8 protein-coding genes and 1 pseudogene are annotated in these 8,438 nt (G+C 65.2%); 8 read left to right on the top strand and 1 reads right to left on the bottom strand.

The features are described 5' to 3' along the window. The 5 genes and pseudogenes from DM995_RS00850 to DM995_RS00830 form a co-directional block, all read left to right on the top strand. Positions 1 to 275, top strand: a 275-nt coding sequence (locus DM995_RS00850; RefSeq protein WP_198669213.1) for a hypothetical protein, incomplete at its 5' end; no start/stop codon positions are given. Next, on the top strand, positions 272 to 1,159 hold the full coding sequence (gene sucD, locus DM995_RS00845) for a succinate--CoA ligase subunit alpha (RefSeq protein WP_023839527.1): 888 nt from the start codon (positions 272 to 274) through the stop codon (positions 1,157 to 1,159). The genes DM995_RS00850 and sucD, both read left to right, overlap by 4 nt. 147 nt (positions 1,160 to 1,306) lie before the next feature. Beyond that, a complete protein-coding gene (locus DM995_RS00840) occupies positions 1,307 to 1,597 on the top strand; it encodes a GIY-YIG nuclease family protein (RefSeq protein ID WP_232823960.1) in 291 nt (96 codons plus the stop codon). Positions 1,598 to 1,741: 144 nt separating this feature from the next. Further along, on the top strand, positions 1,742 to 4,567 hold the full coding sequence (locus tag DM995_RS00835; protein WP_116968186.1) for a 2-oxoglutarate dehydrogenase E1 component: 2,826 nt from the start codon (positions 1,742 to 1,744) through the stop codon (positions 4,565 to 4,567). Positions 4,568 to 4,628: 61 nt separating this feature from the next. After that, a pseudogene (locus DM995_RS00830) lies at positions 4,629 to 4,763 on the top strand (biotin/lipoyl-containing protein); the annotation flags it as partial. 73 nt (positions 4,764 to 4,836) lie between these two features. On the opposite strand, the gene DM995_RS00825 reads toward DM995_RS00830, so the two are convergent. Next, positions 4,837 to 5,730: a LysR family transcriptional regulator gene (locus tag DM995_RS00825; protein ID WP_116968185.1), complete on the bottom strand. Its 894-nt coding sequence runs from the start codon at positions 5,728 to 5,730 to the stop codon at positions 4,837 to 4,839. A gap of 136 nt (positions 5,731 to 5,866) precedes the next feature. Here DM995_RS00825 and DM995_RS00820 point away from each other — a divergent pair, with 136 nt between their 5' ends. The 3 genes from DM995_RS00820 to mmsB form a co-directional block, all read left to right on the top strand. Continuing rightward, positions 5,867 to 7,366 carry a CoA-acylating methylmalonate-semialdehyde dehydrogenase gene (locus tag DM995_RS00820; protein WP_116968184.1) on the top strand — a complete coding sequence of 500 codons (1,500 nt, stop codon included), beginning with the start codon at positions 5,867 to 5,869 and terminating at the stop codon, positions 7,364 to 7,366. Between the two features lie 4 nt (positions 7,367 to 7,370). After that, positions 7,371 to 7,772: a VOC family protein gene (locus tag DM995_RS00815; RefSeq protein ID WP_232823959.1), complete on the top strand. Its 402-nt coding sequence runs from the start codon at positions 7,371 to 7,373 to the stop codon at positions 7,770 to 7,772. Further along, a partial coding sequence (mmsB, locus tag DM995_RS00810; RefSeq protein ID WP_116968182.1) for a 3-hydroxyisobutyrate dehydrogenase occupies positions 7,769 to 8,438 on the top strand: 670 nt, incomplete at its 3' end. The genes DM995_RS00815 and mmsB, both read left to right, overlap by 4 nt.

Raw genomic sequence — 8,438 nt, 5'->3', positions numbered from 1 at the left:
TCGGCGACATGCAGAGCCATGGGTGCCGCGTCTATGATTTCGCGGCCCCCGCCCCCATATCGGCAAAAGACCTCGAAGGCTGGGCAGCGCGCAAACCCGGCAGCTCGACCGATCCCTTGCCCGGCTTCACGAAGAATGTCTGGAACCCCGGCCTGAAGCCCGGCCATATGGAAATGGAAGTTTCGTACGCCGCACCCGGCGCGCTCGCCGCCACCGGCATCCCCCTTACCGGCCTTGTTCTCACGGCCACAGCAGTGGAGTTTCGCAAGAAATGAGCATTCTCGTCAACAAGCACACCAAGGTCATCACGCAGGGCATGACCGGTGCGACCGGCACGTTCCATACCGAGCAGGCGCTGGCCTATGGCACGCAGATGGTCGGCGGCGTGACCCCCGGCAAGGGCGGTACCACGCATATCGGCCTGCCCAACTACAACACCGTCGCCGAAGCCAAGGCTGCGACCGGTGCGACCGCGACCTGCATCTACGTTCCGCCGCCGTTCGCTGCGGACTCGATCCTCGAGGCGATCGATGCCGAGATGGAACTGATCGTCGCGATCACCGAAGGCATTCCGGTGCTCGACATGGTGCGCGTCAAGCGCGCGCTGCAGGGCAGCAAGTCGCGCCTGATCGGCCCCAACTGCCCCGGCGTGCTGACCCCCGACGAGTGCAAGATCGGCATCATGCCCGGCAGCATCTTCAAGAAGGGCTCGGTCGGCGTCGTCTCGCGCTCGGGCACGCTCACCTATGAAGCCGTGCACCAGACCACGGCGGTCGGCTTGGGCCAGACCACGGCTGTCGGCATCGGCGGCGACCCGGTCAACGGCACCAACTTCATCGACGTGCTCGAGCTGTTCCTGGCCGATGACGAAACCAAGTCGATCATCATGATCGGCGAAATTGGCGGCAGCGCGGAAGAAGAAGCCGCGCAGTTCCTCAAGGACGAAGCCAAGCGCGGCCGCAAGAAGCCGATGGTCGGCTTCATCGCCGGTCGCACCGCACCTCCGGGACGCCGCATGGGCCATGCCGGTGCGATCGTCTCTGGCGGCCAGGGCGGCGCCGAAGACAAGATCGCGGCGATGGAAGAAGCGGGCATCCGCGTCTCGCCCTCGCCTTCGCTCCTCGGACAGACGCTCGCCGAGTTGCTCGAAACGGTGTGATTTGAACTAACCCCTCTCCGGAGCCGGTCCCCTGCGAAGGCAGGGGGCCATCTCCTGAGAGCGCGGGATTGAAGCAACGGCGGAGAATGCGGACGGTGCTGGAGATGGGCCCCTGCCTGCGCAGGGGACCGGCTAAAGGGGAGCCAGATGCGCGAAGGCTATGTTTACATCATGGCCAATCGCAAGAATGGGACCTTGTATATTGGGGTGACCAACGACCTAGCGCGCAGAGTGGAAGAACACCGAAGCGGGCAAATCGAAGGGTTCACCAAGAAGCATGGTTGCACAAGGCTGGTCTGGTACGCGCATTTTGATGATCTGCATGAAGCCAGGCTGGTCGAGTTGCAGATGAAAAAGTGGAAGCGGGCATGGAAAGTCCGCGCCATCGAAGAGTTGAACAAGGACTGGGACGACCTGTGGTGGCAGCTCAGTCGATGACCAGATTTAAACGGTCCCCTGCCAAGGCAGGGGCCCATCTCCTGACCGGCCGCGACGCGCTGCCGGCAGTGTATTGGGTGAGGTCTCAAGATGGGCCCCTGCCTTCGCAGGGGACCGGGATGGACAATCAGTTGGACAAAGCGAATGACCTACGACGGATTTGATTTCGACCCTGCAGAAGGCCCGCAGCCGGGCCCGAGCTGGCAGCAGCGCAACTGGCCGCTGTCCGATGGCGGTGATCTGACCGCCGCACTCGACCCGATGCAGATGCAGGCGGCGGTGAAGGCCGCGGTGCGCGATGCCTCGGCCAAGGCGGGCAAGCCGGTGGACGAAGCGGCGATCGCGCGCGCGGCGGACCGCTCGATCCGCGCGATGATGCTGATCCGCACCTACCGGGTGCGCGGACACCTTGCGGCCGACCTCGATCCGCTCGGCCTGTCGCAGCAGGAACTGCCCGCCGACCTTACACCCGAATATCACGGCTTTGTCGGCGCAGAGCTTGACGAGCCCGTGTTTCTGGGCGGCACGATGGGCTTCGAAAGCGCCACCGTGCGCCAGCTCATCGACACGCTGCGCGCGAACTATTGCGGCAAGGTCGGCCTCGAGTACATGCACATCTCGGACGTGGAGGAGCGCCGCTTCTTCCAGGACCGGATGGAAGGCGTCGACAAGGTCATCGAGTTCTCCGAAAACGGCAAGAAGGCGATCCTTTCCAAGGTGATCGAGGCCGAGACTTTCGAGAATTTCCTCGCCAAGAAATATGTCGGCACCAAGCGCTTCGGCCTGGACGGCGGCGAATCGATGATCCCCGCGCTCGAAGCCGTGATCAAGTACGGCGGCCAGCTCGGCCTCAAGGAAATCGTCTATGGCATGCCGCATCGCGGCCGCCTGAACGTGCTCGCCAACGTGATGGCCAAGCCCTATCGCGTGATATTCCACGAATTCTCCGGCGGCTCGGCCAATCCCGACGATGTCGGCGGTTCGGGCGACGTGAAATACCATCTCGGCACCAGCACCGATCGCGAGTTCGACGGCATCAGCGTGCACATGTCGCTGGTCCCCAACCCGTCGCATCTCGAAGCGGTCGATCCGGTCGTGCTCGGCAAGGTCCGCGCACAGCAGGTGATCCGCGACGATCTCGCCGATCACAACCAGGTGCTGCCGGTGCTGCTGCACGGTGACGCCGCGTTCGCAGGCCAGGGCATCGTCTGGGAGTGCCTCGGCTTTTCGGGTATCCGCGGCTACAATACCGGCGGCTGCATCCATTTCATCGTCAACAACCAGATCGGCTTCACCACCAGCCCGCAATTCGCGCGCTCGTCGCCCTATCCGTCGGATGTCGCCAAGGGCGTCCAGGCGCCGATCCTGCACGTCAATGGCGATGATCCGGAAGCGGTGACCTTTGCCTGCAAGATGGCGATCGACTTCCGCCAGCGCTTCCACCGCGATGTCGTGATCGACATGTGGTGCTATCGCCGCTTCGGCCATAACGAGGGCGACGAGCCCAGCTTCACCCAGCCGCAGATGTACGCGAAGATCCGCCAGCATCCCAAGGTCAGCAAGATCTATGGCGATCGTCTGATCGCCGAAGGCGTGGTGACGCAGGACTGGATCGACGGCACGGCCAAGACCTTCTCGGATCAGCTCGAGGTCGAGTTCGAGGCCGGCAAGACCTACAAGGCGAACAAGGCGGACTGGTTCGCCGGTCGCTGGTCGGGCCTGCACATGCCCGCCGACCCGGAAACCGCGCGCCGCAACATCGAGACCGGCATCGACAAGAAGCTGATGGAAAGCCTCGGCCGCACGCTGACGACGATCCCCGAAGGCCATGAGGTGCACAAGACGCTGCGCCGCGTGCTCGAGGCCAAGCGCGAGATGTTCGACAAGGGCGAAGGCTTCGACTGGGCGACCGGCGAAGCGCTCGCGTTCGGATCGCTGGTGTCAGAGGGCTATGCCGTCCGCCTGTCGGGCCAGGATTCGGGTCGCGGCACCTTCAGCCAGCGGCACGCGGTGTGGATCGACCAGAATACCGGCGGTCGCTATCTGCCGCTCGAACAGGTACCGCATGGCCGGTTCGAGGTGCTCGACAGCCCGCTGTCCGAATATGGCGTGCTCGGCTTCGAATATGGCTATGCCATGGCCGATCCGAAGACCCTCGTGCTGTGGGAAGCGCAGTTCGGCGATTTCGCCAACGGCGCGCAGATCATGATCGACCAGTTCATCGCCAGCGGCGAGGCCAAGTGGCTGCGCGCCAACGGTCTGGTGATGCTGCTACCGCACGGCATGGAAGGCCAGGGTCCGGAGCACAGCTCGGCGCGTCTCGAACGCTTCCTGCAGCTGTGCGCCGGCGACAATATCCAGGTGTGCAACATCACGACGCCGGCCAACTATTTCCACGTGCTGCGCCGTCAGATGCACCGGAATTTCCGCAAGCCGCTGATCATCATGACGCCCAAGTCGCTGCTCCGGCACAAGATGGCGGTGTCGAAGGCGAGCGAGTTCCAGGGCAACAGCCATTTCATGCGCATCCTTTCCGACCCGAGCCAGCCGGAAGACAAGGACATCAAGCGCCTGGTGCTGTGCTCGGGCAAGGTGGCGTTCGACCTGATGGAAGCGCGCGATGCCGCCGGTGACAAGAACACCGCGATCATCCGGCTCGAGCAGCTCTACCCCTTCCCCGGCGAGCCGCTGACCATCCGCCTCAAGCGCATGGTCAACCTGGAAGAGGTCGTCTGGGCGCAGGAAGAAGCGCGCAACAATGGCAGCTGGTTCTTCGTCGAGCCGTTCATCGAGGAATGCCTGGCCGATGCTGGCGTCACCCCCAAGCGCGCCCGCTATGCCGGACGTGTCGCGGCGGCATCGCCCGCCACCGGCCTCGCCAAGCGGCACCAGGCCGAACAGGGCGCGCTGATCGCAGATGCGCTCGGTCATAATGTCCGCGAGGAAATTCGCCGCCAGCGTGGCAGCTGAGCCAGCAGAAACATAATCAATTCCGCATGTTGGACGCGGATAGAAATAGGGTTTGTGAACCATGAGCATCGAAGTCAAAGTCCCCGTCCTGGGTGAATCGATCAGCGAAGCGACCATTGGCGAGTGGCTGAAGAAGCCGGGCGACACCGTCGCCGCCGACGAGCCGATCGCCAGCCTGGAGACCGACAAGGCTTCGCCTAGCCAGGCAGGCTGGCAAGGCTTCGTATCTCTCCCCTGAAGGGGAGAGAGCAGGGAGGCACGCGAGCCCTCTACCCATCCTCCCCCATCACCGGCGCGATCCGCTCTGCCAGCGCGTCGAGCCAGCGGATGAACGCATCCACCCGTGCGAGCTTGCGCATGTCGCGATGGACCACCAGCCAGAAACTGCGGTGGATCGCCACGCTGTCCACCAGCACCCGCTCCAGCCGCGCATTCTGTTCGCCGATAAAGCAGGGGAGGATGCCCACCCCCGCGCCCGAGGCGATCAGGCTGTGCTGCACGTTGATGCTCGAGCTTGTCAGCACCGGTTCGAGTCCGGGGCCGATCTCGTCGAGATAGCGCAGCTCGTCGGCATAGATGAAATCGGGGATATAGCCGATCAGCGGGTGGCGGCGCAGGTCCTCGACGGATGCGATCGGCCCGGCGCTGGCGAGATAGTCGCGGTCGGCATAGACGCCGAGCTGATAGTCGACCAGCTTGCGCACCTTCAATGGCCCCGCGGTTGGGCGCGAGAGCATGATCGCCAGGTCCGCCTCGCGCTTGCTGGGGTTGAGAAAGCCGTTGGTCGCGACCAGCTCGATGCGGATCGCGGGATGCTGGCGGTGGAAGCTCGCGAGATTGCGGCTGATGATCCACGCGGCAAACCCCTCCGCGACGCTGACCCTTATCGTGCCCGCGAACACCGTCTGCTCGCCGGTCAGCTCGGTGCGTGCATCGACCAGCGCCTGTTCCGCCCCTTCGGCATAATGCAGCAGCTTCTGCCCATGTTCGGTGAGCGCGATGCCCTTGCCGCTCGCCTCGAACAGGGTGGATTGCAGGTCGCCAGAAAGCCGTTGCAGCCGGCGCGCGACCGTGGTCGGGTCGATCTCCAGCCGCCGCGCGGCTTCCGCGACCGATCCGGCGCGCGCCAGCATCAGGAAGATGCGCAGATCGTCCCAGTTCATCCATCCGCTCCTGACCGGCGCTGCTGCTGCTCTGCGGCATTTATGCAGCCTGATGTGATGTTTTTACGCAATTGCTTGCAGGAATGCCAGAGGCTATTGCCGCCCTCAAGCGACAAGCACCCATAGGAGAGCATCGATGCGCACCGTCACCCATCGCCTGGCCCCCGGCGTTACCGCGCCCGCCAGCACCCGCCAGTCCGACATTTTCGATCCCAATAGCGGCACAGTGCAGGCCAGGGTCGATCTGGGCAGCGCCGCGGTGCTCGATGTCGCAGTCGATGCCGCGCTCGCCGCGCAGCCCGCTTGGGCCGCGACCAACCCGCAGCGCCGCGCGCGCGTGATGTTCAAGTTCAAGGAGCTGGTCGAGGCCCATATCGACGAGCTCGCCGCGCTGCTCTCCAGCGAGCATGGCAAGGTGCACGCCGATGCAAAGGGCGACATCCAGCGCGGGCTCGAGGTCATCGAATTCTGCTGCGGCATCCCGCATGCGGTAAAGGGCGAGTACACGCACGGCGCGGGCCCGGGCATCGACGTCTATTCGATGCGCCTGCCGCTCGGCATCGGCGCAGGCATCACGCCGTTCAACTTCCCCGCGATGATCCCGATGTGGATGTTCGGCCCCGCCATCGCCACCGGCAACGCGTTCATCCTCAAGCCCAGCGAGCGCGATCCTTCGGTGCCGGTGCGCCTCGCCGAGCTGATGAGCGAAGCTGGCCTGCCCGACGGCATCCTTCAGGTGGTGCATGGCGACAAGGAGATGGTCGACGCGATCCTCGATCACCCCGCGATTGCGGGCGTGTCGTTCGTCGGATCGTCCGATGTCGCGCATTATCTCTACCAGCGCGGTGTCGCCGCCGGAAAGCGGGTGCAAGCGATGGGCGGCGCGAAGAACCATGGCATCGTCATGCCCGATGCGGACCTCGACCAGGTGGTCAAGGACCTCGCCGGTGCGGCCTTCGGCTCGGCGGGCGAACGCTGCATGGCGCTGCCGGTGGTCGTACCCGTGGGTGACGAGACCGCCGATCGTCTGCGCGCCAAGCTGATCCCCGCGATCGAGCAGTTGCGCCTCGGCGTCTCGTCCGATCCCGATGCCGATTACGGACCCGTCGTCACCGCCGCGCACAAGGCGAAGGTCGAAGGCTGGATCCAGACCTGTATCGACGAGGGCGGCGAGCTGGTCGTCGATGGCCGCGGCTTCACGCTGCAGGGGCACGAGAACGGCTTTTTCGTCGGCCCGACGCTGTTCGACCGCGTCACCACCGACATGCAAAGCTACAAGGAAGAGATTTTCGGCCCCGTGCTGCAGATCGTCCGCGCGAAGGATTTCGAGGAAGCCGTCTCGCTGCCCAGCAAGCACCAGTACGGCAACGGCGTCGCGATCTTCACGCGCAACGGCCATGCCGCGCGCGAATTTGCCGCGCGGGTCCATGTCGGCATGGTCGGCATCAACGTGCCGATCCCGGTGCCGGTGGCGTACCACACTTTCGGCGGCTGGAAGCGCAGCGCGTTCGGCGATACCAACCAGCACGGCATGGAGGGCGTGAAGTTCTGGACCAAGATTAAGACGGTGACTGCGCGCTGGCCCGACGGTGCGGTCGATGGCGGCAACGCCTTCGTCATCCCGACCATGGGTTGAGGCGGTGCATCTCGCCTACAGCGCTTATCTGGTCCGCGACTATGACGAGGCCATCGGCTGGTTCGGCGAGGCGCTGGGCTGGCGGGGGAGTGAGCTGGGCGGCGGCAAGCGCTGGGTGCGCGTCGGCGGCGAAGAGGGCGGGCAGTTGCTGCTCGCCCGCGCGACGTCCGACGCGCAGCTGGCCGCGGTCGGCAAGGCCGCGGGCGGGCGCGTGGCCTATTTCGTCCACACGGGGCATTTCGACGCCGATCATGCGCGCATGGTCGCAGCCGGCGTCGCCTTTGCCGAGGCGCCGCGTCAGGAAGCCTATGGCAAGGTCGCGGTGTTCGCCGACCTGTACGGCAACCGGTGGGATTTGATCGAGGCACCCGCAGAGGTGCCGATGGAGAGCGGAGCAGCAGCATGAGCACAATCGGATTTATCGGCCTGGGCAATATGGGCGGCGGCATGGCGGCGAACCTCGCCAAGGCCGGGCACAAGGTCATCGCGTTCGATCTTTCGGGCGAGGCGCTGGCGCGCGCCGGGGCGGCGGGATGTCATCCGGTGTCCGACGCCGCGCAGGCGGTAAGCGAGGCGGATGTCGTCGTCACCATGCTGCCCGCGGGCAAGCATGTCGCCAGCGTGTACACCGAGACCGTGTTCGGCGCCGCGCGGCCGGGCGCGCTGCTGATCGACTGTTCGACGATCGATGTCGATACCGCGCGCGAGGTCGCGAGCGCGGCCAAGGCGCGCGGGCTGGAGGCGGTGGACGCGCCGGTCTCGGGCGGGATCGCGGCGGCCAATGGCGGCACGCTCACCTTCATGGTCGGCGGCAGCGCCGATGGTTTCGCGCGCGCCGAGCCGATCCTCGCTGATATGGGCAAGGCGGTGATCCATGCCGGCGACAATGGCGCAGGCCAGGCGGCGAAGATCTGCAACAACATGCTGCTGGGCGCGACCATGGCCGCGACCTGCGAGACCTTCATGCTGGCCAAGAAGCTGGGGCTCGACCTGCAGACCTTCTACGACATCTCGTCCAAGGCCTCTGGCCAGAGCTGGTCGATGACGAGCTATTGCCCCGTCCCCGGCGTTG

The sequence above is a fragment of the Blastomonas sp. UPD001 genome, from assembly GCF_003426715.1.
In the GTDB taxonomy this organism is placed as follows: Bacteria; Pseudomonadota; Alphaproteobacteria; order Sphingomonadales; family Sphingomonadaceae; genus Blastomonas.
This window is presented reverse-complemented; position numbering and strand designations above follow the sequence as displayed.